The 26,423-nt window shown below is 72.3% G+C and carries 21 protein-coding genes and 3 tRNA genes; 6 read left to right on the top strand and 18 right to left on the bottom strand.

Features of this window, described 5'->3' with window-relative positions:
* The first annotated feature begins 188 nt into the window (after positions 1 to 188).
* Together ACYVD5_RS24745 and ACYVD5_RS24740 are read left to right on the top strand one after the other, a co-directional pair.
* Entirely contained in the window at positions 189 to 1,397 is a 1,209-nt protein-coding gene (locus ACYVD5_RS24745; RefSeq protein WP_461003541.1) for a pyridoxal phosphate-dependent aminotransferase, read from the top strand.
* Positions 1,398 to 1,539: 142 nt separating this feature from the next.
* A complete protein-coding gene (locus ACYVD5_RS24740) occupies positions 1,540 to 2,568 on the top strand; it encodes an adenosine deaminase (RefSeq protein WP_461003540.1) in 1,029 nt (342 codons plus the stop codon).
* A gap of 147 nt (positions 2,569 to 2,715) precedes the next feature.
* On the opposite strand, the gene ACYVD5_RS24735 is transcribed toward ACYVD5_RS24740, so the two are convergent.
* The 16 genes from ACYVD5_RS24735 to ACYVD5_RS24660 form a co-directional block, all read right to left on the bottom strand.
* The gene (locus ACYVD5_RS24735; RefSeq protein ID WP_461003539.1) at positions 2,716 to 3,306 is read right to left on the bottom strand and encodes a TMEM165/GDT1 family protein; all 591 of its coding nucleotides are present in this window, start codon (positions 3,304 to 3,306) and stop codon (positions 2,716 to 2,718) included.
* Between the two features lie 514 nt (positions 3,307 to 3,820).
* Positions 3,821 to 4,918, bottom strand: coding sequence for a UDP-N-acetylmuramate dehydrogenase (locus ACYVD5_RS24730; RefSeq protein ID WP_461003538.1), 1,098 nt, complete (start codon positions 4,916 to 4,918; stop codon positions 3,821 to 3,823).
* Between the two features lie 58 nt (positions 4,919 to 4,976).
* The gene (locus ACYVD5_RS24725; protein WP_461003537.1) at positions 4,977 to 5,405 is read right to left on the bottom strand and encodes a MaoC family dehydratase; all 429 of its coding nucleotides are present in this window, start codon (positions 5,403 to 5,405) and stop codon (positions 4,977 to 4,979) included.
* Positions 5,402 to 5,887, bottom strand: coding sequence for a MaoC family dehydratase N-terminal domain-containing protein (locus ACYVD5_RS24720; RefSeq protein WP_461003536.1), 486 nt, complete (start codon positions 5,885 to 5,887; stop codon positions 5,402 to 5,404). Before ACYVD5_RS24720 ends, ACYVD5_RS24725 begins: the two co-directional genes overlap by 4 nt.
* Before the next feature lie 208 nt (positions 5,888 to 6,095).
* Complete coding sequence (gene rpmG, locus ACYVD5_RS24715; RefSeq protein WP_461003535.1) at positions 6,096 to 6,260, bottom strand: 50S ribosomal protein L33; 165 nt, start codon at positions 6,258 to 6,260, stop codon at positions 6,096 to 6,098.
* Between the two features lie 86 nt (positions 6,261 to 6,346).
* Positions 6,347 to 6,419, bottom strand: a tRNA-Met gene (locus ACYVD5_RS24710).
* A gap of 112 nt (positions 6,420 to 6,531) precedes the next feature.
* A tRNA-Thr gene (locus ACYVD5_RS24705) sits at positions 6,532 to 6,607 on the bottom strand.
* 183 nt (positions 6,608 to 6,790) lie between these two features.
* Positions 6,791 to 9,043 (bottom strand): AAA family ATPase, encoded by a 2,253-nt coding sequence (locus tag ACYVD5_RS24700; protein ID WP_461003534.1) that lies wholly within the window; start codon positions 9,041 to 9,043, stop codon positions 6,791 to 6,793.
* Positions 9,044 to 9,379: 336 nt separating this feature from the next.
* Entirely contained in the window at positions 9,380 to 14,395 is a 5,016-nt protein-coding gene (locus tag ACYVD5_RS24695) for an SbcC/MukB-like Walker B domain-containing protein (protein WP_461003533.1), read from the bottom strand.
* Between the two features lie 64 nt (positions 14,396 to 14,459).
* A complete protein-coding gene (locus ACYVD5_RS24690) occupies positions 14,460 to 15,773 on the bottom strand; it encodes a TIGR02678 family protein (RefSeq protein ID WP_461003532.1) in 1,314 nt (437 codons plus the stop codon).
* A gap of 196 nt (positions 15,774 to 15,969) precedes the next feature.
* A complete protein-coding gene (locus ACYVD5_RS24685; protein WP_461003531.1) occupies positions 15,970 to 16,740 on the bottom strand; it encodes a DUF2397 family protein in 771 nt (256 codons plus the stop codon).
* 177 nt (positions 16,741 to 16,917) lie between these two features.
* Positions 16,918 to 17,454: a hypothetical protein gene (locus tag ACYVD5_RS24680; protein WP_461003530.1), complete on the bottom strand. Its 537-nt coding sequence runs from the start codon at positions 17,452 to 17,454 to the stop codon at positions 16,918 to 16,920.
* Positions 17,455 to 17,687: 233 nt separating this feature from the next.
* A complete protein-coding gene (locus ACYVD5_RS24675) occupies positions 17,688 to 17,990 on the bottom strand; it encodes a hypothetical protein (protein WP_461003529.1) in 303 nt (100 codons plus the stop codon).
* A gap of 13 nt (positions 17,991 to 18,003) precedes the next feature.
* Positions 18,004 to 18,252, bottom strand: coding sequence for a hypothetical protein (locus ACYVD5_RS24670; protein WP_461003528.1), 249 nt, complete (start codon positions 18,250 to 18,252; stop codon positions 18,004 to 18,006).
* A 13-nt stretch (positions 18,253 to 18,265) separates the two neighbouring features.
* Entirely contained in the window at positions 18,266 to 18,511 is a 246-nt protein-coding gene (locus ACYVD5_RS24665; RefSeq protein ID WP_461003527.1) for a hypothetical protein, read from the bottom strand.
* Positions 18,512 to 18,566: 55 nt separating this feature from the next.
* On the bottom strand, positions 18,567 to 18,821 hold the full coding sequence (locus tag ACYVD5_RS24660) for a hypothetical protein (RefSeq protein WP_461003526.1): 255 nt from the start codon (positions 18,819 to 18,821) through the stop codon (positions 18,567 to 18,569).
* A gap of 921 nt (positions 18,822 to 19,742) precedes the next feature.
* Between ACYVD5_RS24660 and ACYVD5_RS24655 the strand changes: the two genes are divergently transcribed.
* Positions 19,743 to 20,528, top strand: coding sequence for a DUF4386 family protein (locus ACYVD5_RS24655; protein ID WP_461003525.1), 786 nt, complete (start codon positions 19,743 to 19,745; stop codon positions 20,526 to 20,528).
* A 120-nt stretch (positions 20,529 to 20,648) separates the two neighbouring features.
* Here ACYVD5_RS24655 and ACYVD5_RS24650 read toward each other — a convergent pair.
* Positions 20,649 to 20,730, bottom strand: a tRNA-Tyr gene (locus ACYVD5_RS24650).
* 257 nt (positions 20,731 to 20,987) lie between these two features.
* Here ACYVD5_RS24650 and ACYVD5_RS24645 point away from each other — a divergent pair.
* A complete protein-coding gene (locus ACYVD5_RS24645; protein ID WP_461003524.1) occupies positions 20,988 to 21,485 on the top strand; it encodes a YajQ family cyclic di-GMP-binding protein in 498 nt (165 codons plus the stop codon).
* Between the two features lie 151 nt (positions 21,486 to 21,636).
* Here ACYVD5_RS24645 and ACYVD5_RS24640 read toward each other — a convergent pair whose 3' ends face one another.
* Positions 21,637 to 22,500 (bottom strand): M48 family metalloprotease, encoded by an 864-nt coding sequence (locus tag ACYVD5_RS24640; protein WP_461003523.1) that lies wholly within the window; start codon positions 22,498 to 22,500, stop codon positions 21,637 to 21,639.
* 732 nt (positions 22,501 to 23,232) lie between these two features.
* On the opposite strand from ACYVD5_RS24640, the gene ACYVD5_RS24635 reads away from it, so the two are divergent.
* Together ACYVD5_RS24635 and ACYVD5_RS24630 are read left to right on the top strand one after the other, a co-directional pair.
* Positions 23,233 to 25,083: a 2-oxoacid:acceptor oxidoreductase subunit alpha gene (locus tag ACYVD5_RS24635; RefSeq protein ID WP_461003522.1), complete on the top strand. Its 1,851-nt coding sequence runs from the start codon at positions 23,233 to 23,235 to the stop codon at positions 25,081 to 25,083.
* A 43-nt stretch (positions 25,084 to 25,126) separates the two neighbouring features.
* Positions 25,127 to 26,146 carry a 2-oxoacid:ferredoxin oxidoreductase subunit beta gene (locus ACYVD5_RS24630; RefSeq protein WP_461003612.1) on the top strand — a complete coding sequence of 340 codons (1,020 nt, stop codon included), beginning with the start codon at positions 25,127 to 25,129 and terminating at the stop codon, positions 26,144 to 26,146.
* Positions 26,147 to 26,423 lie beyond the last annotated feature (277 nt).

Below are 26,423 nucleotides of genomic sequence, written 5' to 3'. Positions count from 1 at the left end.
CGCTCAGTGCCCGATCCGGACCATCGGTTGCACGAGTGTATGCCCAAACGCTCCGCGGGACCAACCCGGTTCGGCGCGCGGCGGCGCGCCGACCCCCGCGAACCACACGGAAGTGCACATAACAGCGCGGGGAAACCGGTTGGGCCGGGTCCGGAAAACGGCCGGCCCGCGCGTGCAAACATGGTGGTATGACTGACCGACCTCGTATCTCCGCGCGTATCGGCGGCATCTCCGAGTCGGCGACTCTCGCCGTCGATGCCAAGGCCAAGGCAATGAAGGCGGCCGGGCGCCCCGTAATCGGATTCGGCGCCGGCGAGCCCGACTTCCCCACCCCCGACTACATCGTCGAGGCCGCGGCGCAAGCCTGCCGCGAGCCCCGTTTCCACCGCTACACCCCCGCCGGCGGGCTGCCCGAGCTGAAGGAGGCCATCGCCGCCAAGACGCTGCGCGACTCCGGCTACTCGGTCGAGCCCGCCCAGGTGCTGGTCACCAACGGCGGCAAGCAGGCCATCTACGAGGCCTTCGCCACACTCCTCGACCCCGGCGACGAGGTCCTGGTCGTGGCTCCCTACTGGACCACCTACCCCGAGTCGATCAAGCTGGCCGGCGGTGTGCCGCGCTACGTCGTCACCGACGAGTCCACCGGCTACCTCGCCTCGGTCGAAGACCTGGAGGCCGCCCGCACCGAACGCACCAAGGTGCTGGTGTTCGTCTCCCCGTCCAACCCCACCGGCGCGGTCTACCCGCCCGAGCAGGTCCGCGCCATCGGGCAGTGGGCCGCCGAGCACGGCCTGTGGGTGCTCACCGATGAGATCTACGAGCACCTCGTCTACGGCGGCGCGCGCTTCACCTCGCTGCCGGTGGAGGTGCCCGAGATGGCCGAGCGCACCGTGGTCGTCAACGGCGTTGCCAAGACCTACGCGATGACGGGCTGGCGCGTGGGCTGGATCACCGGGCCCAAGGACGTGGTCAAGGCCGCCGGGAACCTGCAGTCGCACGCCACGTCCAACGTTGCCAACGTGTCCCAGGCGGCTGCGCTCGCGGCCGTCTCCGGCGACCTCGCCGCCGTTGCGGAGATGCGCACGGCCTTCGACCGGCGCCGGCAGGACATCGTGCGCCTGCTCAACGAGATCCCCGGCGTGCTGTGCCCCGAGCCCGAAGGCGCCTTCTACGCCTACCCGTCCGTTAAGGGCCTGCTGGGCCGCGACATCCGCGGGCGCCGGCCGCAGACCTCCGCCGAGCTGGCCGAGGTCATCCTGGAGCAGGCCGAGGTCGCCGTGGTCCCGGGTGAGGCCTTTGGCACACCCGGATACCTGCGGCTGTCCTATGCGCTGGGCGACGCCGACCTGGCCGAGGGCGTGGGCCGCATCCACAAGCTCATCACCGAAGCCGAATAGCGCTGGTAAGCCGCACGGACGAACCGGCGGAAGCGGGGGCCCGATCGGGCGGTGCCGGGCAGCCGGCACCGCCGCCGCGGCGGCGGTGCCGGATTCGAGGGGATTCCGGGCACTGCCGCCGCGGTTAAGGCACCCTTGGGACATGGAACGTCCGATCTCCCGACTGCCAAAGGCCCACCTGCACCTGCACTTCACCGGGTCGATGCGGCATCCCACCCTGGTCGACCTCGCCGAACGCCACGGCGTGCAACTGCCGCAGGCGCTGGCGACGGAATGGCCGCCCAAACTGCGGGCCATTGACGAACGCGGGTGGTTCCGGTTCCAGCGGCTCTACGACATAGCGCGCTCGGTGCTGCGGACCCCCGAGACCATGTACCGGCTGCTCAGCGAGACCGCCGAGGAAGAGCGTGCGGCCGGATCGGGGTGGCTGGAGATCCAGGTCGACCCCAGCGGCTACGCCGCCCGGTTCGACGGGCTGACCTCCACGCTGGAACTGATCTTGGACGCCGCGCGCGCCGCCGAGCGCGAGAGCGGTGTCGGCATCGGGATCATGGTCGCCGCCAACCGCACCAAGCATCCGCTCGACGCCAAGGCGCTCGCCCGGCTGGCCGCCCAGTACGCGGGGCGCGGGGTGGTCTCGTTCGGGTTGAACAACGACGAGCGCCGCGGGCGGGCGCTGGACTTCGAGGGCGCCTTCCGCATCGCGCGGCGGGCCGGGCTGCTCTCGGCGCCGCACGGCGGCGAGCTGCAGGGCCCCCGCAGCGTGCGGGAGTGCCTGGACGACCTGGCCGCCGACCGGATCGGCCACGGGGTGCGCGCCACCGAGGACCCCTACCTGCTGGAGTACATCGCCACACAGGGCGTCACCCTGGAGGTCTGCCCCAGCTCCAATGTGGCTCTGGGCGTGTTCGACGAGGTCGCCCACGTGCCGCTGCGCCGCCTGTTCGCCGCCGGAGCCCCGATCGCGCTGGGCACCGACGACCCGCTGTTGTTCGGGCCGCGCCTGGTCGAGCAGTACCGCATCGCCCGCGAGGAGTTCGGGTTCAGCGATCCGGAGCTGGCCGAACTCGCGCGGATGTCGATCCGCGGGTCCGCCGCGCCCGACGCGCTGAAGAAAGAGCTGCTTGCGGGGGTCGACTCCTGGCTGGCGGCGCCGCCCGGGGCGCAGTGAGTCCGCTGCCGGACCGTGCGCGCCCCGGTGCGGTGGCGTGCGGCGGATAAGGCGGGTGAAGCACAGGGCGGTGTTGGCCGCGCCGGCAGCGGGGGTGCCGGCTGCCGCGGATACCGGCGGCGGAATGGGCGGGCGGCGCCTGCGGGATCAGCCCGCGACGGCGAGCACGCCCTGGACCAGCATCGCGCCGCCGGCCAGGAAGAACAGCAGGGCGGCGCCGATCTGGACTGCGCGTTCGGGCAGCTTCTTCCCGAGGACCATCGCCAGGGCGATGGCGAGGGCATCGGCGGCGACCATGCCCGCGGTGGAACCGATCCACACCGGGAACCAGTCGTGCTGGGCGCCGACCGTGATGGTCGCGAGCATCGTCTTGTCGCCGAGTTCTGCGACGAAGAACACGACCGCGACGGTGATGAGCGCGGAGCGGGCCCGCCGCGATGCCGCGCGCTCTTCGTCCTTGTCCGTGAGTTCGTCGCCGATGAGTGTCCAGACGCCGAAGCCGACGAACGCGATTCCGGCGATAAGGGTGATCCAGTCGGTGGGCAGGGCGAGCCCCAGCACTTCGGCGATGAGCACGCTGACGCCGTGCACGAGCACGGTCGCCACGGTGATTCCCAGAAGTACGGTCAGCGCGCGGTAGCGCGAGGCCAGCGACATCGCGACCAGCTGGGTTTTATCGCCCATTTCGGCGACGAATACCACACCGGTACTGACCGCGATCGCGGTTAGGAATTCCATGCATCCTCCGTGGTCCGCGCCGGACTGGGGCGCGGACCGACGCTCCAGCCCGGCAGCACTGCTGCCGGACCGAAGGTCTCGTCCGCCTCGTCTCTGCGCAGGCCCACGCGGCCGGGCGGAAGTACCAGGCGGTCTCGGACGCCGCCCGCGGTAGCCGCCAGTATGTCGACCGCGTAAATTGAGGACTACTCCCCTTCGACTGTTTCCACAGTAGCATCGGAGAATTTTTTCGCAATTCATGGGCCACCCGATTAGAGCGGGAAAGAATGGCCAATAAAAATGTTTGGCCAGCCGAAAACAAAAGGTTCCCGAGGCGTTGCGGAGAAGAGGGATCGGCGGGTTTGGGACACCCGTTCCGGGCGCGGGTCTGCCGGCAGGCCGCAACGGGACGGCCCGGACCAGCGAGTCCGCCTTGCCGCGGGTCTGCCGACTGAGGGCCTGAGGACGCAACCGGCGGTCGACGGCCGCCGGGTTCGGCGGGCTCCGGTGCCGGTAGCGGGACCGGTCGCCTCAGCTACAGCGCCACGCCCACCAGGACCGGTTCGTTGACCAGGGTCACGCCGAACGCCTTGGCGACTCCTGCGCGGACCTCGCGGGCCAGTGCCAGCAGATCCTCGGTGGTCGCGCCGCCGGGGTTGGTCAGGGCGAGGGTGTGCTTGGTGGAGATGCGGGCGGCTGCGCCGTAGCCGCGGGCGAACCCGGCGCGGTCGATGAGCCAGGCCGCCGACAGCTTGGCCCGGCCTTCGGTGTCGAAATGCGCGGGCGGTTGGACACCGTCGCCGAGGAAGTCGGCCGCCCGGCGGGTGAACTCCGCGTATTCGGGCGGATCCAGGACCGGGTTGGTGAAGAACGAGCCAGCGCTGCGGGTGTCGGGATCGGCCGGGTCGAGCACCATGCCCTTGCCGCGCCGCAACTCCAGCACGGTCTCGCGCGCACGCGCCAGCGGCACACCGGCTCCGGCCTCGGTGTCCAGCGCGCGGGCGACCTCGGCGTAGCGGATCGGCCGGCTCTGCTGCGAGCGCTCCAGTTCGAAGACGACCTCGCAGACCACGTAGCGGTCGCCGCCCTTGAAGACGCTGTCGCGGTAGCCGAAGCCGCACTCGGCGTTGTCCATGGTGCGCCGCCGACCGGTGCGCCGGTCGTAGACCAGCACCTCGACGATGGTCTCGCTGACCTCCTGGCCGTAGGCGCCCACGTTCTGGATCGGCGTGGACCCGACACGGCCGGGGATTCCGGAGAGGAACTCGGCGCCGCTGAGCCCTTCGGCGACGGCCCGTTCGACCAGCGGGTCCCACAGCACTCCGGCCCCGGCCCGGATCCGGACACGGTCGCCGCCCATCTCGTGGAAGGAGAGCTCGCGGGAGTCGGCGTGCACGACGGTTCCCGGGAATCCGTCGTCGGAGACCACCAGGTTGCTGCCGCCGCCCAGCACGAGCAGCGGGTCGCCGGCCGCGTCGGTCTCGGCGACCGCGGCGATCAGCTCCTCGGTGCCGGCCGCGGTGCGGAAGCGCGATGCCGGGCCGCCCAGCCCGAGTGTGGTGTAGCCGGCCATGCGCACGCCGGCCGCCGGGGCTTCGGCAGCGGGTTCGGGTTCGCGATCGGGACGGGACACGGGCAACCTCTGGCTGGACGGGTGTGCGGGCCCCCGACCGTGCCGGGGACCGCCGGATTCAGGCGAGGCGGACGACAGCGGTCGGGCGCGCCAGCACCTTGGCGCCGCTGGAGCGGGCGGTCAGGGCGATCCGCACCAGGTTGCCGTCGAGTTTCTCCTTTACGACCCCGCTGACGGTGATCTCGGCGCCCTTGTCGTCATCGGGGACGACGACCGGAGCCGAGAAGCGCACCTTGTAGTCGACGAGCGCGCCGGGGTCGCCGGCCCAGTCGGTGACCAGGCGCCCGGCCTGGGCCATGGTGAACATGCCGTGCGCGATCACGTCGGGCAGCCCGACGGCTTGGGCGGTGCGCTCGTTCCAGTGGATCGGGTTGAAGTCGCCCGAGGCACCTGCGTAGCGGATGAGGTCGATGCGGCGGACCGGGAAGACCCGCTCGGGCAGTTCGGTGCCGGCTTCGACATCGCTGTAGCGGACGGTGGCGGTCATGCGGTGCCCTCCTGCCCTTGCGCGTTCTGCGGGGCATCGGCGCCGCCGCGGACCACGAGCATGTTCATCGCGGTGAGGACATGCTCGCCCTCGACGGTGCGCATCTCGCTCTCCAGGGTCAGCCGCTCGTTGCCGCCCAGGGCGGCGATGTCGGCGATGCGGGTGACGGTCTCGATGACGTCGCCGGCCTGGAGGGGACGCTGGTAGGAGAAGCTCTGGTCGCCGTGGACCACCATGGAGAAGTCCAGCCGCAGCTCGGGGTCGACGACCGCCTGCGACATCCCCTCCATGCCCATGATGACCGGGAAGGTCGGCGGGGCGATGACGTCGTCGTAGCCGGCGGCGCGCGCGGTGGCGGTGTCGATGTAGACGGCGGCGGAGTCGCCGATCGCTTCGGCGAACTCCCGGATCTTGCCCCGCGTCACCTCGTAGGGCTGCGGGGACCGGTACTCCCGGCCCAGGTATTCGCGGTTGATCCCCATCGGTTCTCTCTCACTGTGCTCTGGGCGAACCGCCGGGTCGCGACCCGGCGCACCCGCCGCTTCAACGGCCGGCACCGGCCGCGCGGCGATCGGGCGACACACTAATAGCCCAGCGAGCGGGTGCTCGCTGGGCTTGTGTCCTCGTACCTCTGCGGGGCGGCCGCCACCCGCTACGGGATTGCCGGGGCGCCCGGGGCAGCACTGCCGACTAGCGGGTCTCGCGGTGGTCGCGGTGTGTACGGCAGTTCGGGCAGAACTTTTTCAGCGAGAGACGGTCGGGGTTGTTCCGACGGTTCTTGCGCGTGATGTAGTTACGGTGTTTGCACTCCTGGCAGGCCAGGGTGATCTTCGGCCTGACGTCAGTGACAGCCACGACGGAGTGCCTTTCTCGCTGGAGACGGTGGACACAACTTCAGGACCCGCGCGGCCACCTGCACAGAACAGGGGCTACGAAGGCAGTAGCGGAGGCCGGACTCGAACCGACGACACAACGATTATGAGCCGTTTGCTCTGCCAACTGAGCTACTCCGCCGTGAACCCGGGTGGCCGGGAACTCTTCAAGAGTACCCGAACCCGGACAGACCGGGGAAACGAGGTTTCCCCGGCCCAGGCCACCTGAGTGGTTCGCAACCTCGATCAAGTGGTGGAGCCCCTTTACGGAATCGAACCGTAGACCTTCTCCTTACCATGGAGACGCTCTGCCGACTGAGCTAAAGGGGCACGTCTGCGGGTTTCGCCCCGGGGTTCCGGGTTTCCGCCGCTCGCGTTGGTGATGACTATACAGGGGTCCGGGGGTGCTCTGCCAAATCGGTTGCGGCCGAGCAGCCGACTGCGGCCGGAACACGCCCCGCCACCTGCGTTTTCAACCCTGCTTAACCGGCTGCAACGCACGCACGGGCCCGGTCATTCCAGCCCGTAGAACGGGCCCGGATCGGGACCGGGGCCGCTGCCGCGCCACGGAGGCTGCTGGGGCGGCGGGCCCGGCGGCGGGCCCCACGCTGCGGCCGCCTGCGCCGCGCCCGCGTGAGCGGCCGCGGCGGGGGCCTCACCACCGGTCCGGCCGGACTCCGCGACCCAGACGTTGGACATCGAATCGCGCTGGATACCGCGGACCTCCGCGGGCAGCCCCAGCCGGTGCAGCGCGTCGGGCAGCCGGGTGTCGTGGGTGAACACCACCAGTTGGCGGTGCCGCCCGACCTCCGCGAGGACGGAGGCGAGCCCTTCGACGGTCTCGGTGTCCATCGCCTGCACGGGGTCGTCCAGCAGCAGGAACCCGAACGGGTTGTCGGGCACCATGGTCCGCGGCAGGCAGATCGACAGCGCCAGCGCCTGGAACTCCCCCTGGCTGAGCAGGCCGGGCGCGTTGCCCTCGTTCGTGCTGCCGTCGACGGCCACGTCAACGGCCACCCGGCGCCGTGCGCCGCGGCCGACCAGGCGCAGCGCCTCCAGGTCGATGCGGCGCTCCTGGCGCAGCCGGTGCCAGACCTGCTCGGCGTGGTAGGCCAGCGGACGCAGCCGCTCGGCGCGGATCTCGCGGGCGATCGAGGCGAACCACTCCAGTGCCCGCTCGGCCGGGCCCAGGGTCTCGCCCGCGCTCACCGCGGCCCGGGCGTCCTCGATCCAGGTCCCCAGCCGGTCGGCCAGCTCGGCCCAGCCGTCGGTGGGGTCGTCCAGTTTCTCGCCGGCGGCCTTGCGCGCCGCGATCGCGGTCGAGCGCAGCCGGCGCCCCACCGTCTCGATGTGCTCGGCCAGCTGACCCAGGTCGGTGATCTGCGCACCGGCCTCCCACTCGGCCCACACGCGCCCCAATTCGCTGTCAGGCGGCAGCCACGAGGGCATCGGGGCCATCAGGAAGCGGGCCTGGTCGCGGGCCGCATCGGCGCGCTCATAGGCCGATGCGGCACCCGCCGCCACCGGCTCCAGCGACCTGATTTCGGCGCGGGCGCGTTGCTCCCAGTCGGTGCCGAAGGAACCGCCGGCGCCGCAGGTGGGGCAGTCGGTTTCGGCGGGGTGGCGCTCGTGGTGCTCCAGGGCGCGGCGCAGCAGGTCGACGACGCCGCGGGCCCGGTCGCCCTTGGTGCCGGCCTGCATCGCCAGCTCCATCGCCGATCCGCGCAGCTCGTTGACCACGTCGGTGAGCAGGGCGCGTTCGGGCACCGACAGACGGCGCAGGCGGCGCAGGACGACCTGCTGTGCGGGGTCGGCCGGTCCGTCGTCGGCGGCGATGGAGGCCAGCCGGTCCAGGTCGAGCTGCTCGGCGCCGAGCAGGCTCGCGGCCTTTGCCGCGCGCCGGTCGCTGCTGGCCCGCAGCCGCTGCACGAGATCGCCGTGTTCCTGACCGGGCCGCTCGCGCTGCTTGGCGAGGCGGTCGCAGGCCTTGGCCAGGCGCCGTTCGGCCTCGGTCAGATCGGTCAGTCCCAGCAGCGCCGTGATCGTGTCGTAAAGCTCGGCGGCGCGCCCGGTGACCGCCTTGCCGAGCTCGTCGTAGGACAGGAACGGGCGGTACCGCGCCAGTTCGGGATCCCACCCCAGGTTGCGCAGCGGCGCTACGGCGCCGTCGGGCGAAACCACCTCGCCGCGCGCCGAGCGCACGCTCTCGCCCGTCCAGGTGCGTGTCACGCGGGTGGGCCCGGAGTCGCCGGCCAACTGGAGTTCGACGGTGATCTCGGTGCGGTCGTCGAAGTGCAGGTTGCGCCAGCCGTCGCGCCAGCCGGCGGGCATCGCGTCCCAGCGCAGGTTGCGGCCTGTCAGCGCCGCCTCGGCGGCTTCGGCAAAGCTGGACTTGCCCGATCCGTTGCGGCCCACGATGACGGTCAGGCCCGGCCCGGGAGCGAACTCCAGCGAGCTGGGTTGGCCGATGCCGCGGAAGCCCTGCACCTCGATGCGGCGCAGGAAGCTGCGGCGGGCCTGCCCGCGTGCGCCCGCCGCCTCGGCCTCGCCGGGCTCGGGCGGCGGCTCGGGCACCTCTTCGCCGCGGCCGCACGCCGCCACTGCGTCGTCGCCCTGCAGCGCCGCCAATACCCACCGGCGCGCGGCGGGCTCCAGGCCGGAGTCGGCCAGGCGGTCCAGGAGCGAACGCGCGGCCACCGCACTGCTGTCATACCGGCGCGGCGCAGCACCGGAGGAGGTCGCAGGACCCGTCGTCACTGTCCTCACCACACCCGCTCAATTGTTGGCCTCGCACAGCAGACTAGGACAGGACGGGTCAAAGCAGTTAGTGCGGCCCGGAATCGGGGGCGGGTGCGGCGGCCGGCCCCGCCGCCGCACGGGCGCCGCCCGCCCCGGCACCTGCTCCACCGCCGGACCTGTCACCGGCCCTGATACCGGCAGGGGCGGGCCGTGCCCGCGCGGTGCGCACGGGTCCGATGCCCTCCCGTGCCGCGCCCGGACCGGGTGGCCGGGTCGCCCGAACGCCGGGTGGCCGCCCCCCGGCGGGACCACCCGGTCACCGATCGAACCGGGCCGTGCCCGGCGGGACCCGGATGGGATCGGTCACACCCCCACGAGCCTTCGCCTACTGCCGTCCCAGGTGAAGTGCAAGGTGGCGATACCGGGTACCGCCGGGTCGCGCAGGCACTCGTAAATGTGCAGGCTCGGCACGCTCGCGAAGCAGCCCCACACGCGCTCGGACGTGAGCACGAAGTCCAGGTCCAATTCCACAAGCAGGCCCAGCAGCCGGCCGTGAGTGGGCTCGTCCACCTTCGCGAACGCGTCGTCGAGCAGAATCAGCCGCGGCGCGGCCGGCGCCTGCGCGGCCAGCGCCCCGAACTGCGCCGCCGCTGCGGCGAACAGCACCAGGTAGGCCACCACCCGTTGCTCGCCCTGGCTGAGCGCCGTGCGGTGGCTGAGCCGCCGCTCCCGGTCGGGGTGTGCGGCATCGGTCACATAGACCGTAAAGGCGAACCAGGAGCGGTAGTCCAGCGCCGCCCGCAGCTGGGCGCCGCCGGTGGCGGTGGGGTCGAGGCGGCGGATCGCCTCGATGCAGCGGCGCAGCGCATCGCGCAGCCGGGTGGTCTCGACCCGGGTGCGCTCCTCTGGCGGGCGGGCCAGCAGCGGGACGACCGCCTGGATGTCCTCGTCGGCGTCGGGGGCCAGCTGCCAGTCCAGCCGCACGCCCAGGCCCTGGGAGGTGGTGATGTCGCCGAGCACGTCGTTCATCGTGGAGATGAGCGCGCGGGCCTCCTCGATCTGCTGGCGCAGGTGGCCGGCCAGCTCGCCGAGCAGGTGGCGTTCAAAGGCCTCCTCCTCGCGCAGCAGAGCCGCTTCTTCGGCGGCGGCGACGGCATCGTCCAGGTGTCCCGCGTAGTCGGTGATGTCGTGGCTGCCATCGTCGCCGTGGACGGTCAGCCGCTTGAGCCCGGCGGGCTCGGTCAGCTCGGTCCAGGCACCCACTGCGTCTCCTGCGGCGAGCAGGCCGTGCAGCTCTTCGCGGCGGCGCAGGATGCCGCTGTCGTCCAACTCGTTCTCGGACTCGGGGCCGAGGCCGGCTTCCAGCTTGCTCAGCAGCGTGTCGAGCTCCTCGACGCGGCCGGCGAGGACGTCGTCGTCGGCCTCGCCGGGGGCGGCGCCGGCGTCCGCGGCCGCGCCATCGTCCGCGGCGGGGCCGTCGTCGGCACCGGTGTCCCCGCTCGTGTCCGCGCCGGCGCCACCGTCCGCGGCTGTGTCCGCCCCGTTGTCCGCGTCGGTGTTCTCACCGGCGCCGGCATCCGAAGCGGCATCGGCTTCGTCGGTGGCCGGTGCCAGGTGCGGGGCGAGCGACTCCAGCCCGGCGGCGGCCAGCAGCGCGGTGTCGGCCTCGCCGCCGTCGCGGGTGAGCATCCCGCGCAGCACGTCGCCGGCGCCCAGCGCGCGGCGGGCCTGTTCGGCGCGTTCGAGCACCGCGGTGTCCAGCCGGGTCTCGGCGGCGACACGTTCGTCGCGGGCGCGCTGGGCCTCGCGCTCGGCCTCGGGCAGGCTGCCGGCGGCGTCGTCCATCCGCTCGCGGACCTGGTCCACGGCCGCCGCGATCTGCTCGGGCGCGGCGGAACGGGCCCGGTCGGTCAGCTCGATCTCGCGCCGCACGGTGATCATGTCGCTGATGGCGGCCGTGCGGGCGTCCTCGGCAAGGATGCGCCCGGAGCGGGCGTCCTCCCAGGCGGCGGTGTGGCTGCGGTAGTCCTCCAGCAGGACGGCAAGGGATTCAAGGTCGCGGTGGGCCGCGGCCAGTTCGGTACGCAGCCGCCCCAGCCCGGTACGGGTGGCGGCGAGGTCGTCGGCGCCGGTGGGCAGCCCGTAGCGGGCCGCGGGGTCGGCCAGCTCGGCGCGGCGGCTCAGCGTGGTCTCGCGGGCCTGGACCAGCTCGTCGCGGGCCGCGTTGTGCACCCGCTGTGCCTGGGCCAGCCAGTCGCGCGCGTTGTCCAGGCCCGACCAGGCGGCGAGCACGGCGGAGGCGTCGGGCAGCAACCGGTCGGTCTCGACCAGGGCGGAGTGCAACCGCTCGATGTCGCCGCGGCGCTCGCCGGCCTCGGCCAGCAGCGCCTCGGCAATGGCGATGCGGCGGTCGATGTTGGCGAGGTGGCGGTCGCTGGTCTCGGCGCGGGCCTCCTTGCCGATGTACTCGGCGCTGGACTTGCTGTGGGCGCCCGCGGCGGCGCCCAGCCGCCAGCGGCCGTCCAGGGAGACCGCGCTGGAGACCGGCGGCGGGCTGTCGCGCCGGTGGCGGGGTTCGGGATCCTGCTCGCCCAGGGGCGGCAGCACCGCGACGCAGTCCAGCAGGGCCGATACGGCGCCGCTGCTGACACCGGCGGGCGGCGGGTCGGCGGGAACGAGGGCTTCGCGCAGGCTGCGGCCCTTGATCGGGCGGCCGGGCACCAGCAGCAGGTCGCGGGTGGCACCGTCGGTCAGGGAACCGTCGGCGGTGATCCAGCCCGACAGCATCCCGCTGGCTTCAAGGGCCGCTTCAAGGCCGGCGCGTTCGGCGTGGCCGAGGTCGGCGGCAAAGTCGACGGCCAGGTAGAAGGGGGCACCGGCGGAGTCGTCGCGCGCGGCGGTGGCCCAGGCGGGCCGCTCGGGCGCGATGTGGCCGGAGGCGGCGCCGCGGCGCTCGGAGAGCTCGTCCAGCTCGGTGGCCAGCTCGCGCTCCTCGCCCACCGCGGTGTCGCGGCGGGTGCGCAGCTCCCGCAGCAGCGGGTCGACGATGCCGTGGGCCTGGCGGGCGACCCGCTCGGGGATGTCGGCGTCGAGCACCCGCAGGCTGTCCTCCAGGGGCAGCTCTACCAGGGTCTCCAGTTCGGCGAGCTGGCCGCCGAGTTCGGCGTCGGGTGCGGTCTCGCGCAGGTCGGCGCTCCAGCTGCGGACCCGCTCGGCATAGTCGGCGCTGGCCGCGCGGACCGCCTCGACGGCGGTCCGCTCGCGCTCGCGGGCCCGTTCGAGGGCGGCTTCGGCCGCCTCGGCCTCGCCGGCCAGGGCGGCCTCGCGCTGTTCGGCGGCCAGTCGGCGCTCAGCGCGCGCGATGAGGTCGGCGACGGCCTCCTCGCGCCGGGCCGCCTCCTGGTCGGCGGTGCTGAAGAGGTCGTGCAGTTCGGCAAGGCGCCGGCGCAGGTCGCCCACGTCGAACCCGGAGACCGGTTCGCGCTCGACGGCCTGCTCCAGCCCCTCCAGGTTCACCCGGGTGACGCTTTCGCGCGGGGCGAGGGTGGTGGGCACCGGGTGGGGCACCTGACCCAGGCCCTTGGCGTCGGTGCCGGCGTCGCGGGCGGTGGCGCAGAGCTGCTCGTGGACGCGGCCGAGGCCCTCCAGCGCGCGTTCGACCGCTGCGGTGTCGGCAGCGATGCGCTGCTTGGCGTGCTCCTCGTTGGTGATGGCATAGCCCGCGGCGGCCGAGGCGGCCTCGGCGGCGCGGATGTAAGCGGCCACGGCGGCATCGCGGGCCTGCTGCTCGAAGTCCGAGGGCGACGCGGGGGCGCCGCCTCCGCCGGAAAGGGTCGCACTGTCGGAGGCGGCGGTGTCGCGGGTGCGGCGCAGCCGGTCGCGTTCCTCCTGCACGGCGCTTTCGGCGGTGACCAGCTCTTCGAGTTCGCCGGTGAGCCGCTCGACCTCGGTGTCGCGGCGGTGGTAGGCGCCGACCTGCTCGCGTACCGTTCCGGCCTGGGTGCGCAGGGTGCGGTGCAGATAGCCGCGGTAGTCGCCGAGGAAACCGGCGACCTGCTCGCGGGCCGTGCGCAGCGCTTCGAGCCGCGAGCGCGCCTGCTCCAGGTCGGTGATGTTGCGCGCCATCTCATCGACGACGGTCTCGTCCATGGGCGGCAGTGCCTCGGCGAGCACGGAGACCAGCTCGCCGGCTTCCAGGCGTTCGCCGATGGTGGGGCGGCGCAGCCGGTACAGCAGGTGGATGAGGTTGCGGTAGCGGACGGGGTCGTCGATGCCGAACAGTTCGCGCATCACCCGCGCGCGGTAGTTGACCGGGGTGTCGTAGCAGTTGTCCGGGCCGACCTCGGTGCGCAGGCGGTCGATGGGCATGGGGCGGCCGTCGGCGACCAGTTGCAGGTCGGCGCCTGGTTCGCGTTCGGTGATGAAGAACACGCTGCGCGCGTCGGCGCCGGGGGACGCGGTGACGGCGGCGCCCAGGGTGATGCGCTGGAAGCCGGCCGCCGCGGCCGGGTCTGCGGCGGCGCCGGTGTTTCCGGTGGTGCCGCCGGCATCGGTGCTGTCGGGCCCGCGGGTGAACTCCACCCACAGGTAGCCGAGGGTGGCCGTCGGAGCTTCGTCCGCGGCGCCATCACCGTCGCCGGAACCGGTGCCCGCGGGCAGGGCGTCCGCGGCGGGTGCGGACGGCGCGCCCAGCAGGTCGTCGCCTTCTGGGGCCGCCGCAGCGCGGCGGGGCGCGCCGGCGGCCGGTGCGGCCGATTCGCGGCCGCGGCCTTCCAGCAGCAGCCAGCGCAGGCTGGTCCGGCTGCTGCCGGTGGTGTCGAGCCGGCGGGCGTCGCCGTCGAGCAGGAACGGCAGCAGCATCTCCAGCGCCTTGGACTTGCCGGCGCCGTTGCGCCCGCGCAGCAGCAGGCGGCCGTCGGCGAAGTCGAAGACGTGGTCGTCGTAGTGCCAGACGTTCTGGATTCCGGCCCGGTTGAGGCGGTAGCGGCCCGCGCCGGGCGGCTCCGCGGCCGGGTCGCCGGGTTCGGCCCCGGGCTCGGGGCCGGGGTCGGTGCCGGTTGCCGGGTCGGTCTCGGCTGCGTCCTCGGCAGGGGCCGGGGGTTCGCTGCCGCCGGTACCGCCGAGCAGGTCGCCGGCAGGCACCCCGGACCCGCGAGCCGCGCTCGCCCAGTCGCCGGACAGGGGTGCGGTGCCCCCGTCTGGGACCGCTTCGCGGGCCGGTGGGGGCTGCTGGGCGCCGATGGCGCCGACCGGCCGCTCGGTGCCGCCGGGCGGCGGCTCCGTTCGCCCGTGGGCGTTGGCGACGGTCATCGCCCGTCCTCCGCTCTGTACCGTCTGCGCCGCGCCGCCGGAGTCTCCGGTGGCGGGCGATCCTGCCATTCTTCCGGATGGTGCGAGTGCCCGGCGTGCACTCCCCGGTTGCTCGGGGCAGGCAGGCACCGGGTCATCGTGCGGTTCCCGCCGGCGCCGCCGCGGAACCGGCTGCGCCCGCCCCGTCAGCGGCCTGCGGGGTGCGGGGGTGCGACGGGCCGGGGCCGGAGCCGCCGGATCCGCCTGGGCCCGCGGGAGGGGCCGGACCGTCCGCGGGACGGCCGCCGTACCGTGCTGCGGCGGCACGCAACCGCCATCCCGAACGCTCGCCGGCTGCAGGGGCGGGATGGTGCAGCAGCCCGGCGTCGTGCAGCAGGCGCAGTGCCTCGGCCGCGAGCGTTGCCGGGTCGGGTTCGTGCGGCAGCGCCGACCGGGCCCCGTGGCCGGGCCGGGCTTCGACCGCCAGTACCCGGTCGAGTTCGGCGGTCAGCACGTCCTCGGGCACGGCCACTCCGCTCTCGGGTACCGCTGCCGGGCGCAGGCGGGCCACCAGGCGCTCCAGCAGCAGCAGCGCCGCTTGGCCGACCGGTTCGGCGCTGGGGAAGGCCGCGGCGGTCTCGGCACCGGTGTCGCCGGGCATGATGAGTGCCACGCCCTCGGCGCGGATCTCGGTATCGCAGCCGAGCAGGCCGCCCAGTTCGGACGCCGCCCGCCACTGGTGGCCGGCCAGCCGTCTGCGCTGGCGTTCGGACAGGTCGGCGCGGTACAGGACCGCGGTCTCGGCGAGTGTGCGGCGCAGCGCGATCTCGCCGGCGTCCTCGCCGGCGGGGTCGGTGGCGTCCTGCTCGGTGACGAAGGCGCGCGAGTCGGCGGCGGCGTGCGGCGGGTGGGCGGCGACGCTGCGCGCCACCTCGTGGTGGACGTTCAGCAGGACCTCTTGGGCGGGATCGTCGGCGTAGGCGGACAGCAGTCCCTGCTGCTCGCCGATGGCGCCCCACTCGGCGAGCTTGCGCAGGGCGGCGGCGAAGGCGCGGCGCTCGGCCATCCGCCGGCGCGGATCCAGGTCGAGCCCGGCCTCCTGGGCCGCAGCGGTGACGTCGTCCGCCAAGCGGGTGAGGGCGATGGGTGAGGGCGCCTCGACGAGCACCGCCAGGCATAGCGCAAGGTAGCTGTAGGTGCGCGGTGTGAACCGGGCGCCGCTGGCGCGGGTCAGCGGCCGCGCCGCGGACCGCGCCAGGCCGGTCTTGGCCAGGCGCGCATGATCGGCTGCGACGGTGAGCTCGTAGCCCAGGACGCGGCGGAAGCGCTGGATCAGCCAGTCGGAGTGGGCGCGGATGAGGGCGAAGTCCTCCGGGTGGGTGCGGTCGGTGACGATCGGGTCGGCGAGCAGCCGCCGGGCGGCCGCCTGGCGTTCACCGATGAGGGCGATGTCCTCAGTGGACGTCACGGTCGTCGCCACCTCCTCCGTCGCTGTTCGTCACTTGCTCGGTGCTCGGGTTCTTGCGGCCGGGTGCGCGGGCGGCACGCCCCGGGGGCCGGCCGGGGCGGTCCGGGTGGTCGGGGCGGTGCGCTCGCGGCGTGGAGCCGAAGGATAGAAGGTAGTGGGTAAACAGGTAGCGGGTGGCAGGCAAGCGGGTTGCGGGTCAGAGTTCACGTGCAACAGGCGGTGCCGTGCCCGAGGCGGGTGTGGGGCCTTCGGCGGAGCCGGGGCCCGTACCGGCCGGGTTCGCGGGGTCTTCGGACACGGCGAACGGGGTCACCCGCAGGCGCAGCCCCTCCAGGTTGAGGTCGCCGCCGGAGCCGCGCAGGGTGATGGCGGCCTGGTCGTCGTGCTGGACGTGCAGGCGGATGCCGAGTTCGAGGTCGCCCGCCGATACCGGGTGGCGCGTTGCGTCGCCCGAGCTCAGCGCGGCGGTGAGCAGTTCCATCAGGACTTCCATGGCGGAGTTGGAGAGCCGGATGCGGGAATCGCCGCCGGTGGCTTCGGCGATCAGGCGCCGCAGTTCCTGGGCGGCCGACCGGCGCCAGTGCGCAGAGGATTCGGCCGCGTCGCGCAGCTTGGCGCGCTGGGCGGCGTGGTCGCGTACGGGGCCGGCCGGCAGCGCGCTGGCCAGCCGGGCGGCGGCGACACTGGCCAGTGGTGCGTCCCACCAGCTCAGGGTGGCGCCGGCGGGTTCGTCGCACGGCCCTCCGAGGTGCGTGGCGCCGTGCACGCCGAAGGCCGCGGTGCAGATCCGGTGCGCGGATTCGGGGTCTGCTTCCTCAAACCAGGCCGCCAGGCGCAGCAGGGCCGCGCGGCCGTGCCGGGGCACCGGCCCCTCGGGCTGCGCGCGCCCGCCGGACACTCGTTGCAAGGGGTCGGCGGCACTGCCGCCGAGGCCCGCCGTCCGCACTTGTTCCGCTGAGACACCCACAACTCAGCAGACTAAAGACCCCCGGCCACCGGCGCGGCCCGAACAACCGGATCCACGGCCCCGATCGGGCCGATTCCGTCGCAGTGACCTGCGAATATCGGACATTCGTATTTCTTGGGCGGCGGTGGTTGTGAGGTTGTCGACCCGCTCGGCGGGACGGCCCGGGCCACCACCTGGTCACCACCCCGAGGGCAGTTCCAGCCGGCCGCTGTCGACCTCGCGCATCCGGCCGCGCATGTCGGGGGGCACATCGTTGGACAGGGTGAAGGAGTAGTCGGTGTAGAAGGCCGTGCCGTCGACCAGTTCGGCGCCGCTGAGTTCGACGGTGGCGGCGTAGGGGGTTTCCTGGCAGTCGGGCAGGCACCAGGTGCCCTGGACGCTGCCGGTGCCCCGGGCGGGGCCGCCGCCCCAGGTGTCCCACTCCAGTCCGGTGAAGGTGGTCGTGGGCGATGCGACGAGGTCGCCGGGACGCTGGTCGGGCTCGCCCTGCTCGTTGCCGTAGGTGTTGAACACGAAGACGGTTTCGGGCGGCACGGTGGGGGTCGTGGGCCGCGGTTGCATGCCCGCGGTGGCTGACGGCGGCTGCACCGGCACGGCGGTGCCGGCCTGCTGCCCGCCCGCCGGCGGTGTTGCGCCGCATCCGCCCAAGAAGGCGAACAGGCACAGCAGCGCCGATCCCCGCACGGCACCCGCTGCCCGATCCGTCGCTTGCATCGGCCCCTCCTGGGATCCGCATTGCGGGCACGCAGCCGCTGCCCGGCGCCTTCCGGTAACGGGTCTACCCCGCGGCGGCCCCGGTCAATGGCGGCGCACACAGCGGTCCCCCGGCGCGCCCGCGCTGTGCGGGGCACCGGGGGACCCGGGTCGTACTGAGCGCCGACCGGCGTGCGGCCCCGTCCGGGCCCGGCCCTAGGAACCGTGCCCTCAAGTGCCGCTGCGCCGCTCGGTCAGCGTTGGTCCCCGTTGTATCCGGGGATCGCGTCGTAAGCGTCCTGGGAATCCAGGTCCACCAGTGTCGGACCGTTGACGCAGTCGCCCGCGACCTGCGACGACAGCACCGGTACCGTCGCCGCTAGTGCCGCCACGTTGGCGTTGCAGACGGTGATCGGCGCGATCTGCAGATTCTGGTCGAACTGCGGCAGCGGCGGCGGCTCACCGCCGCTGGTCTGCGCCTGCGCGGGACCTGCCAGCAGCAGCGCCCCAAGGGCCGCACCGGCGACCGTCCCGGCCGCGGCGAGCTCGCGCAGCATGCCGGACCGGCTCCTACTTCTGGACGTTGACGCTGCTGGGGCCGTTCTGGCAGTCGCCGGTGGTCTGCGGCGACAGGACCGGCACCGTGACGCCGATGACCGCACCCACGTTGGTGTTGCACAGGTTGGCGGCGACACCCTGCAGGTTCTGGTTGTACTGCTGGTCGCCTCCGTAGCCGCCCGCGCTGGCGGGAGAAGCGGCGACAACGGCCGCGAGGGCCGCACCGGCGATCGCACCGGCGATTCCGAGTTTGCGCAGCATGTCTACTGTTCTCCTACTTGTCGATGTTGGCGCTGGACGGGCCGTTGGTGCAGTCGCCGGTGGTCTGCGGCGACAGGACCGGCACCGTAAGGCCGAGGACCGCGGCGTTGGTGTTGCAGGCCTGGATCGGCACGACCTGCAGGTTCTGGTTGTACTGCTGGTCGCCTCCGTAGCCGCCCGCGCTGGCGGGAGAAGCGGCGACAACGGCCCCGAGGGCCGCACCGGCGATCACACCGGCGATTCCCAGCTTGCGTAGCATTGGGAAATTCCTTTCTGACTGTGGAACGTGCGGAAAGCGGCCGAAGCCTGTCGGCCTACTTGTCGATGTTGGCGCCGCGCGGGCCGTTGGTGCAGTCGCCGGTGGTCTGCGGCGACAGGATCGGCGCCGTGACGCCGACCACCGAAAGGTTCGTGTTGCACAGCTGGATCGGCAGGACCTGCAGGTTCTGGTTGAACTGCTGGTCGCCTCCGTAAGGGCCGGAGCCGCCGGCGTGCGCGGGTCCGGCCATAAGCACAGCGCCCATCGCAGCGCCGGCGAGCAGCCCGGCAGCGGTCAACTTCTTCATCACGATTCCCCCGGAATTAGCAATACGAGATGCTGGAGAAAGACGCATCGAGGCGCCCGTTGTCGCGGTGGACGGGAGTAATCATCGATGCACTCAATGGTTTCTGTCAACGCCAAAAACAGCGAAATCGGTATGTCCGATTCCTCCGCGGATTTGATATTGGTTCCAATGCGACGAAAATAGACCGAGATAAATTTACCGATCCTTCGGGATGGCGTGGAGTGTCCGTTACACGGGGACTTCGGAGCGCTGAATGCTTTTGCCCCGGGCATTCCAGACGTATCTCCGGCGATCTCGCGGACACGCCGGAGCAAGGTCGTCGCGGTGCAGCGGCCGTTGCGGTAGGCGACACGCCGACGCCCCGCTCACCGGGTGGCCGCAGCAACCCTGCTCCGTCGCTGGTGAACCTATTCCGGGCATGACGAAATGACCCTGTGCGAGAGCAACGACAGGAACCCGGTGGAAAGTAGGACCGCTTGCGCGGTCGACGGCGCCCGAACCGCGCGACCCGCTCGGCATGGCGCCCTGAACCGCCCGGAACAGCGGGCGGAAACGGCGGACACAGACACTGCAAACCTTAGTGTCCCGCCGATCCCGCCGGCCCGGCTTTTGCAGCAGACCGCCCGGCCCGCCTCCGCAGCCGGCACCCGTCCCGCCGTTCCGTGCCGCCCGCCCGGGCTGCGCCAATGTGAGCCAGGGCTCCGCCGGGGTAGTCGGCGGGTGAGCGGGATGGCCGGCCCGGCCCTATCCGCCGGGCATTCCCCGGCCACCAGCAGTGAGCCGGCAGCCGGGGCCGGTATCCGGATATCCCCGATCCCCGGTTCAGGGCGCGGCCCCCGATGCGCACCGGTCCCGGCCGCGCGATCCTGGCCGGCAAGGGCCGTTCGCGGCCGCACGGGGCACGCACGGAAGGTGGTGGAGGCCATGCCGGAACCGTCGGAGCGGTCGGAGAAGTCGGAGAACACCCCGCGGCAAGCGGCGCAGGACGGGGGTGCCCAACGCTTCCAGCTGGTGGCGGCCGGGGTCCTGGCGCTTGCAGGCGGAGCCCTGACCATCGCCGGCAACCTTCTCCAGCAGCGAGCGGATATCCCGCGCGGCGATCCGGCCGGGGTGCTCGACCACATCGCCCAACGGCCCTGGTTCGCCGCCGCCCTGATCGGCGTGTTCGGGGCCGTGTGCTGGGCCATGGCCTTCCCGGCGGTCGGGCGCACCCTGCACGATCCGCTGAGCAGGGCGGTCGCGCGACTGGCCGAGCCGTTGCTGATCATCGCGGCGGCGGTCTTCGCCATCAACCACGCCCACGACGGTTTCAGCAGCGGTGTGCTCGCCCGGCAGTGGTCCTCCGGCGGGCGCGATGCCGCCAACGCACTGGCCGATATCCGCGTCGTCGAAGGTCTCGTCGGCGGCACCTCGATCCTGTCCCAGAGCCTGCTCGGCCTGGCGCTGGCGATCTACGCCCTGGCCATGCTGCGCAGCGGCCAGTATTCGCGGGTGCTGTCCTGGGTCGGCCTCATCGCAACCCTCGGCTGGTTCATCGGCGGCGCGGCGCTGTTCCTGCAGCTGCCCGGCAGCTCGTTCGCGCTGGTCGTACCGTTTGCCGGGATCGCGACGATCTGGGCGCTGGGCGTCGGGATCGCCCTGCTGCTCCACGCCTTCCGGGGCCCGAGGTCCCGCAGCCGGTCACCGGCGCGGCAGGTCGGCGCCGAGTAGAACCGGTGGGGCACGGCCGGCGGGCCGGGGCGCACCGGCAAGGCGGCCGCAGTGGCCGACGCATGGCAGCAAAACGCGCCCTGACCGTGAAGCCGGTGGTCAGGGCGCGTTTGCGCTGGGTGGCAGGTGTAGGGTTCGAACCTACGAAGGCTGAGCCGGCGGTTTTACAGACCGCTCCCTTTGGCCACTCGGGCAACCTGCCTGGGGTGCGGCGGCGATTCCTCGCCGCGGCGCATCAGCGAGAATAGCGGACATCGGGCCCGGATACGAAATCGGTTTGCTGCCGCGGGTCGGCGCGGGCCGCGGCGGGACCGCTGCGGGCCTGCGCGGGCGGGCACGGGCCCCGCTAAGCTCGGGCCCTGTCGCAGCTCCGCCGCCGACGAGCGGGGCCGCGCCGACGACAAACGCGGGCCGCGGACCTCGCGGCCCTGAACCGCATTTTCAAAGGTGTGAGCGCACGTGGCCGCTGAATCCAGTTTCGACGTCGTGTCCAAGCTCGACCGGCAAGAGGTCGACAACGCGCTGAACCAGGCCGCCAAGGAGCTCTCGCAGCGCTTCGACTTCAAGGGCACCGGCGCCACCGTCGCCTGGTCGGGCGAGCAGGGAGTGGAGGTCCGCGCCAACTCGGAGGAGCGGGTCAAGGCCGCCCTCGACGTGTTCAAAGAGAAGCTGATCAAGCGCGGTGTCTCGCTGAAGGTCTTGGACACCGACGAGGAGCCCAAGACCTCGGGCAAGGAGTACCGGCTGGGCATCAGCCTCAAGGAGGGGATCTCCACCGAGGACGGCAAGAAGATCTCCAAGATCGTCCGCGACGAGGGCCCCAAGGGGGTCAAGGCGCAGATCCAGGGCGACGAGCTGCGTGTCAGCTCCAAGAAGAAGGACGACCTGCAGGTGGTGCAGAACCTGCTGAAGGAGAAGGACCTCGACATCGCGCTGCAGTTCACCAACTACCGCTGACGGAACCGGGCCGGCCGCCCGGCCACCGGGGCGCCGGGGCTGCGGGCGGTCGCCGGACCCTTTCGGATTCGGGCGCCGACCGGGGCGGGGCGGTGGGTAGGCCGGCGGCGCTCCGAGCCGCCGGGGCCGGCGGCGCAGGATCCGCTGGACGCTAGAACGCGCCCCAGCGGTTGGCGAGGCCGCGCAGGCGCTGGATGCGCTGCTGGACCGGCGGGTGGACGGCGAAGAGCTTGTTGATGCCGCGCCGCGGGAACGGGTGGGCGATCATCAGGTGGCCGGCGGCCAGCAGCGGGCGTTCGGTCGGCAGCGGGTGGGTGCGGGTGCCGACATCGATCTTGCGCAGTGCGCTGGCCAGCGCCAGCGGATCGCCCGTGAGCTCGGCGGCCGCCTGGTCGGCGCGGTGCTCGCGGGAGCGGCTCACGCCCAGCCGGATGACACCCGCCGCCAGCGGTCCCAGCACCAGGAACAGCAGGGCGCCCAGCACGCTGGGCACGTCCTCGTCCTCGGAGTCGCCCAGCGGCAGCAGCAGCGCCAGCGCCGTCAGCGACGTGATGACGACGGCGATGGTGCCCGCGACCGAGCACACGAGGGTGTCGCGGTTGCGTACGTGCGCAAGCTCGTGGGCGATGACGCCGCGCAGTTCGCGTTCGTTGAGCGTGCGCAGCAGGCCGGTGGTGCAGCACACGGCGGCGCGGCGCGGGCTGCGGCCGGCGGCGAAGGCGTTGGGCGCCGGTGTTGGCGACAGGTAGAGCCGCGGCATCGGCTGGCGCGCCCTGGTGGCCAGCTCGCGCACGATCCGGTAGAGGTCGGGCTGTTCGATCTCGCTGACCGGGCGCGCCCGCATCGCGCGCAGCGCCATGCTGTCGCCGAAGAAGTAGACGATCGCGTTCAGCGCCACCACGGCGACGATGCCGATCTGCAGACCCTGGGAACCCGCGGCGGTCCAGCTGACGGCGACGACCAGGGCCGAGAGCCCGACGAGCAGGGCCGCTGCGCGGATCGTGTTGAGCTGCACGACTCACGGCCTCCCTCGAATCCGGGGCCCCCTCCAGGCCACTTCTGCGATGCAAACGTGCGAATCGCGCCCGAGCGTTCCCGTTTCGCCAGGCGAACCCAGTATCGGCCCTCTTTCGGCCGGCACACCGGCCTGGCAAGGGTCGGCCGCTTCTGCGATCGGCGGGGGCCCGGCGGGCGAATGCGCCCTGGTCCAACCGGTTCTGCTGTGATATCCGCCACTTGCTTCGGTGGCGGCAGGAGCGACCGCCTATAGTTGCGAGAGTGGCCGCTTTCCCTTCGACGCCCGCTGAACCGGTAGCCCCGCTCACCGGTCTGCGGAACGTGGACCCAGGCCGTGCAAACGGGGCTTCGCTCTTCGGCTGCGCGACACCCGCGAGTGCGCCGCTCGCTGCGGGCGGACCCGCCCGGCACCACCCGGTGCGCACAGCACGCGAGCCTTGTTGTCCTTGACACAGTGCCCATCCGCGCACCGGCCACCGCGGTTCGGAGGGTCCACCGGCGTACCCGCCGCCTCCGTTCGCACCAACGGCCCGCCCTCGGCGATCGCTCCCGGCAAGAGCGAAAACCGGCGCGGGTGCGGTAGCGCGCCGGTGCCCAGGCCAGGTCCCCGCTCGAAATCCCGTGTCCGGCCACCCTTGGGCCCTGCCGGTCCACAACGTGGTGGTGCGGACTCTGCAAACCTGGGCCGCCGCCCCCATACGGCGGTCCAACGAGGAGGTCGGCGATCCCCGTGACCAAGCAGGTCCAGCAGATCGATCGCGTCATCATCCGCTTCGCAGGCGACTCCGGCGACGGCATGCAGCTCACCGGAGACAGGTTCACCCAGGAGACAGCGTCCTTCGGCAATGATCTGTCGACCCTGCCGAACTTCCCCGCGGAGATCCGCGCGCCAGCGGGCACTCTGCCGGGTGTCTCCAGCTTCCAACTACATTTCGCGGACCACGACATCATGACCCCGGGCGATGCGCCCAACGTCCTGGTGGCCATGAACCCCGCCGCGCTGAAGGCCAACGTCGAGGACCTGCCGCGCGGCGCGACGGTCATCGCCAACACCGACGAGTTCACCAAGCGCAGCCTGGCCAAGGTCGGCTACGACAGCGACCCGCTGTCCGACGGCTCGCTGGCGGAGTTCAAGGTCAGCCAGGTTCCGCTGACCTCGATGACGGTCAACGCGGTCGCCGACTTCGACATCTCCAAGAAGAACGCCCAGCGGGCCAAGAACATGTTCGCGCTGGGGCTGCTGTCGTGGATGTACAACCGGCCCACCGAGGGCACCGAGGGCTTCCTGAAGTCGAAGTTCGCCGGCAAACCCAAGATTCTGGCGGCGAACGTGGCGGCGTTCCGGGCCGGCTGGAACTTCGGCGAGACCACTGAGGACTTCGCGGTCTCCTACGAGATCAAGCCCGCCCAACTGCCCGCCGGCACCTACCGCAACATCACCGGCAACCTGGCGATCTCCTACGGGCTGATCGCCGGCTCGCAGCTGTCGGGCCTGCCGCTGTTCCTGGGCTCTTACCCCATCACCCCGGCCTCCGACATCCTGCACGAGCTGTCGCGGCACAAACACATGGGTGTGCGCACCTTCCAGGCCGAGGACGAGATCGCCGGCGTAGGGGCGGCGCTGGGTGCCTCGTTCGGCGGCTCGCTGGGGGTCACCACCACCTCGGGCCCGGGCATGGTGCTCAAGGCCGAGTCGCTGGGCCTGGCGGTGATGACCGAACTCCCGCTGCTGGTGATCGACGTGCAGCGGGCCGGCCCGAGCACGGGCATGCCCACCAAGACCGAGCAGGCCGACCTGCTGATGGCGATGTTCGGGCGCAACGGGGAATCTCCGGTGCCCGTGCTGGCACCGCAGTCGCCGTCCGACTGCTTCGACATCGCGATCGAGGCCACCCGCATCGCCGCGAAGTACCGCACCCCGGTGATCGTGCTCTCCGACGGCTACCTCGCCAACGGCTCCGAGCCGTGGCGGATCCCCGACGTGGGCGGCCTGCCCGACCTGTCGGTGGAGTTCGCGGCCGAGCCCAACGGCGCCGACGGCACGTTCCAGCCCTACCAGCGCGACCCCGAGTCCCTGGCGCGGCCGTGGGCCGTGCCGGGCACTCCCGGGCTGGAGCACCGCATCGGCGGCATCGAGAAGAGCGACGGCACCGGCAACATCTCCTACAGCCCCGCCAACCACGACCTGATGGTGCGCTCGCGCCAGGCCAAGGTCGACGGCATCGCCCGCGACATCCCGGCGCTGGAGGTCGACGACCCCACCGGCGACGCCAAGGTCCTCGTCCTCGGTTGGGGCGGTACCTACGGGTCGATCGGAGCGGGCGTGCGCCGGGTGCGGCGCGCCGGCGGGAAGGTCGCGCAGGCCCACCTGCGCCACCTCAACCCCTTCCCGGAAAACCTGGGCGAGGTGCTGCGGTCCTACGACCGCGTGCTCGTCCCCGAGATCAATCTCGGCCAACTCGGGATGCTGCTGCGCAGCAGGTACCTGGTCGACATCATCGGCTATACGAAGGTCCGCGGCCTGCCGTTCAAGGCCGAAGAGCTGGCGGGCGTGGTTCAGGAGGTCATCGACCGTGGCTGAGGGCAACGGAAACGGTGCGGGCGCGGGCTTCAAGAGCCTGCGGATGGTCCCGCGCACCGACACCGAGTACAAGATGAAGGACTTCAAGTCCGACCAGGAGGTCCGCTGGTGCCCGGGCTGCGGCGACTACGCGATCCTCGCCGCCTTCCAGGGCTTCCTGCCCGAACTCGGCGTCCCCCGCGAGAACATCGTCATCGTCTCGGGTATCGGGTGCTCCTCGCGGTTCCCCTACTACCTGAGCACCTACGGCATGCACTCCATCCACGGGCGCGCGCCGGCCATCGCCACCGGGCTGGCGGCCAGCCGGCCCGACCTGTCGGTGTGGGTGGTCACGGGTGACGGCGACGGCCTGTCCATCGGCGGCAACCACCTGATCCACGCGCTGCGGCGCAACGTCAACATCAACGTGCTGCTGTTCAACAACCGCATCTACGGGTTGACCAAGGGGCAGTACTCGCCCACCTCCGAACCCGGCATGGTCACCAAGTCCTCGCCGATGGGGTCGCTGGACACCCCGTTCAACCCGGTGTCGCTGGCGCTGGGCGCCGAGGCCGGGTTCGTGGCGCGGACGGTCGACTCCGACCGCAAGCACGTCACCAGCGTGCTGCGTGCGGCGGCCGACCACGAGGGCGCCTCGTTCGTGGAGATCTACCAGAACTGCCCGATCTTCAACGACGACGCGTTCGGCCCGCTGAAGGACCCGGGCGAGCGCGACACCCGGCTGCTGCGTATGGAACACGGCGAACCGCTGCGGGTGGGCACCGACCGGGGCGTGGTGCTGGGCGACTACGGCGAATTGGAACTGGCCGACACCGCCGAGGTCGGCGAGGACGCGCTGCTGCGCCACGACGCGCACCGGGCCGATCCGGGTTATGCGTTCGCGCTTTCGCGCATGGACCAGCCGGCGTTCGAGCACGTGCCGATCGGGGTGTTCCGCGACGTCGACCGCCCCACCTACGACGGCCGGCTGAACGATCAGCTCAGCGCGGCCGAGACCGAGCGCGGCGGCCAGGCCGAGCTCGCGGCGCTGCTGTCCAGCGGCGACACCTGGACGGTCGGCTGACCGCGCACACCGCGGACACCGGACACCGGAGCAAGCGGGCGGCGGCGCAGTGCGCGGCCGCCCGCTTTGCGTTTGCGCCGGCCGCCGAGGCGGCTGCGGCTGCGGTCGGCTGCGGCCGTTGGGGCGGACCGGCCGGGCGGCGCATCCCCGCTGGCCGAGTGGCGGGGCGGCGTTCGTCCACAGGTCGGCTCCGCGTCTGGCCTAGCGGCCGGTCGGCGGCCTAGATCGTTGATGGGAGTTGTTGTGTGTACCGGTCAGTGGTCGTAGGCGATCAGTG

The sequence above is a fragment of the Streptomonospora sediminis genome (assembly GCF_054778995.1).
Note: the sequence above shows the minus strand (reverse complement) of the source record. Positions and strands in the feature narration are given on the sequence as shown.

Excerpts from the sequence above, each read along its gene's own strand:
- ACYVD5_RS24745 (WP_461003541.1), top strand. The coding sequence starts at position 189 with ATGACTGACCGACCTCGTATCTCCGCGCGTATCGGCGGCATCTCCGAG.
- ACYVD5_RS24740 (WP_461003540.1), top strand. The coding sequence starts at position 1,540 with ATGGAACGTCCGATCTCCCGACTGCCAAAGGCCCACCTGCACCTGCAC.
- ACYVD5_RS24735 (WP_461003539.1), bottom strand. The coding sequence starts at position 3,306 with ATGGAATTCCTAACCGCGATCGCGGTCAGTACCGGTGTGGTATTCGTC.
- ACYVD5_RS24725 (WP_461003537.1), bottom strand. The coding sequence starts at position 5,405 with ATGACCGCCACCGTCCGCTACAGCGATGTCGAAGCCGGCACCGAACTG.
- ACYVD5_RS24720 (WP_461003536.1), bottom strand. The coding sequence starts at position 5,887 with ATGGGGATCAACCGCGAATACCTGGGCCGGGAGTACCGGTCCCCGCAG.
- ACYVD5_RS24695 (WP_461003533.1), bottom strand. The coding sequence starts at position 14,395 with ATGGCAGGATCGCCCGCCACCGGAGACTCCGGCGGCGCGGCGCAGACG.
- ACYVD5_RS24680 (WP_461003530.1), bottom strand. The coding sequence starts at position 17,454 with ATGCAAGCGACGGATCGGGCAGCGGGTGCCGTGCGGGGATCGGCGCTG.
- ACYVD5_RS24675 (WP_461003529.1), bottom strand. The coding sequence starts at position 17,990 with ATGCTGCGCGAGCTCGCCGCGGCCGGGACGGTCGCCGGTGCGGCCCTT.
- ACYVD5_RS24670 (WP_461003528.1), bottom strand. The coding sequence starts at position 18,252 with ATGCTGCGCAAACTCGGAATCGCCGGTGCGATCGCCGGTGCGGCCCTC.
- ACYVD5_RS24665 (WP_461003527.1), bottom strand. The coding sequence starts at position 18,511 with ATGCTACGCAAGCTGGGAATCGCCGGTGTGATCGCCGGTGCGGCCCTC.
- ACYVD5_RS24655 (WP_461003525.1), top strand. The coding sequence starts at position 19,743 with ATGCCGGAACCGTCGGAGCGGTCGGAGAAGTCGGAGAACACCCCGCGG.
- ACYVD5_RS24630 (WP_461003612.1), top strand. The coding sequence starts at position 25,127 with ATGGTCCCGCGCACCGACACCGAGTACAAGATGAAGGACTTCAAGTCC.